Source organism: Brevibacillus sp. SKDU10, from assembly GCF_001645205.1.
In the GTDB taxonomy this organism is placed as follows: domain Bacteria; phylum Bacillota; class Bacilli; order Brevibacillales; family Brevibacillaceae; genus Brevibacillus_B; species Brevibacillus_B halotolerans.
Window position 1 is genome coordinate 1 of record NZ_LSSO01000058.1, and the last position, 2,304, is coordinate 2,304.

3 protein-coding genes are annotated in these 2,304 nt (G+C 42.1%); 2 read left to right on the forward strand and 1 reads right to left on the reverse strand.

The genetic code is table 11. The features are described 5' to 3' along the window. Positions 1 to 34: 34 nt before the first annotated feature. Positions 35 to 295: an aldose epimerase family protein gene (locus AYJ08_RS04390; protein WP_064016739.1), complete on the reverse strand. Its 261-nt coding sequence runs from the start codon at positions 293 to 295 to the stop codon at positions 35 to 37. A gap of 228 nt (positions 296 to 523) precedes the next feature. Between AYJ08_RS04390 and AYJ08_RS04395 the strand changes: the two genes are divergently transcribed. Beyond that, on the forward strand, positions 524 to 1,777 hold the full coding sequence (locus tag AYJ08_RS04395) for a hypothetical protein (RefSeq protein ID WP_064016740.1): 1,254 nt from the start codon (positions 524 to 526) through the stop codon (positions 1,775 to 1,777). Between the two features lie 51 nt (positions 1,778 to 1,828). Next, positions 1,829 to 2,260, forward strand: coding sequence for an EamA family transporter (locus AYJ08_RS04400; protein ID WP_031412136.1), 432 nt, complete (start codon positions 1,829 to 1,831; stop codon positions 2,258 to 2,260). Positions 2,261 to 2,304: the final 44 nt, after the last annotated feature.

Genomic DNA, 2,304 nt, shown 5'->3' on the forward strand with positions numbered 1-2,304 from the left:
AATAGATCTGCGCTTTGTTTAATCCTAGTTGACATTAGTTCCCGATAAAGGAAAAGCTTCCTTGTCTAATTTTATTGGGCGGAAACAAAATCGGATTTCCAAAACGGGCAGAAGCATCCCTGATCATGGAAATTTTTTCAGGTGATACAAATACCTCTTGATTATTCACTGAAAAACGAAATAAATTATTTCCAAGCCCTGGCACTAGATGAGCTTCCGCTGGATATTCTGCATCAGTTAGGACATATGTTATGTAATCGTCTACTTTTCGTTCCGCTAATTGATATCTTGTCATGACAATCTCCTTTCCCTCTTAACGCATCATAATTAAGCAATGTCTCATTTGCATGATGAATGGATGTTCTTTCATTTTGTAGTGTAACGCAATCCGAAATTGAAACACAAGCAAAAGCGCTTACTGAACCCCTTCTCTAAAAGGGATTGTTTGCTGGAAACCACATGATTTCATATGGTACGATTTCCGATAGAGAACTTGTGTTAAAAGACAGGAGGGAATGACGGCATGGGTTACACTACTTATGCCACATTGCTTTATCAGATAGATAAAGATCATGTGCAAACGATTTTAAAGCAGCATAACATCAAATCCTTTCTTTATCCAATTAACCAAAATTGGACCGCAGTCATGCTAGCTGAGGAAGAAGAGGGGAGTGATGAATTCGCTGCTTACATCTCGGAAATTACGGGGCAACTCAGTATCTATGTGGTTCATTTGCCCGATCAGGCTTGGGGGTTTTCCAGCTATGTGAACGGTGAAGCTCTGGTTTCTTTGTTCGTTTCTTATAATGATTCCACTCCTGAGAGGCATTTGGAAGGTACCTTATCGACTTTGTCTGATTGGGTGGCATGCCCGACAAGCTTTGAGAGGTTTCTGAACTACATGCTATTAAATGAACATGAGCAGAAAACACATGAAAAAGCTAGGGCGCTCTTTCTTCAAGCCTTCGATATAACTGGTGTGGAAGGCTGTTCCTACGCATACTTATCTAGACAAACAGCTCCATTTCTGCAACAGCATCGCATCCTTGCAAATAAGTGTCGGCGTTCACCTGTTCGAGTAAATAAAATGGTCAGGGCTTGCTTGCAGGAGCAATTGCTCAAAGCTGGTTTTATTCTGTCTGAAGCCGTCTTTCCCCCAACCGAAGCAGTTGCAAAAACAGGTAGAAGAGCCCTCGAGCAGTTTGCTTTTAATTGTGCAACTCCTGCTATCACGAATACCGGCTTACTCTTATCATTTCACAAAAGGCAACGGAGGTTCACTGCTTCATTGCAGCATGAGAGCTACGGCAGTATTGATCTATGGACCTGGTCTGAAGGGAAATGGGGGCGCACACACGGTGTAGCCCAATGGAAAAGCTATGCAGATGAACAAGATCTGTCGGAATGTTTATACGAGGTGCTCCATTTATTTTTGGAATATGGTTCCGCTTTCTTCCAGCAAATCGATGGTAATCTGGAGTTATTTTCATCCCGTGATCTCTTGGTCGAGATTGCAGATCCACCTTTGGCAGCTCGCGGATTCGTACGTGAATCAACACAGGAACAAACCCGTTATGCAAATGGTCAATATGAAATATCATTTACGCATGCATCCTACCCGCGTCAGCTATTTGGACGCTTTCGTCATGTATCGGAGCCAACAGTTTGGCATAATCTTCATCCATTTTGGCTCGATCAATGCTATTATTGTAAAAAAGCAGAATTTATTTACCTTTTAGAGCACATGCTTCAGACCTTTGAGCGTCAAACAACCTAAGTGCTATCTATAAGCAATACACATTTCTTACATCCAAAGGTGGTTCTTTTCATGCAGGCTTGGTTGATTTTTGCATTATTATCTGCCCTGATGGCAGCATTGGTATCTATTTTTGGAAAGATTGGGTTAGGTCAAGTGGATGCAAATACGGCAACTGCTATTCGAGCTGTTATTATGGCCTTATTTTTACTTGGCGTGGTTCTTTTTGAAGGAAAATGGAGTGCCTTTGGCGAAGTTATTGCCAACAAAAAGGCTCTTTCCTTCATCGTGCTAAGCGGTGTAGCTGGAGCATTATCATGGTTATTTTACTTTGTGGCCTTAAAGTATGGAAAGGTCGCTCAGGTTGGGCCCATCGATAAATTAAGCGTCGTGCTGGCTGTTGGTTTAGCTTTTGTATTTCTTGGCGAACGCGTTAGCCTCATTGGCGGTATCGGCATTGGACTAATTGCCGTTGGAACTTTATTAGTGGCCTTTGGTTCGTAGCCATATGTTGTTATTGCCTGATGTTTGTCAGGCCTTTCTTTTAT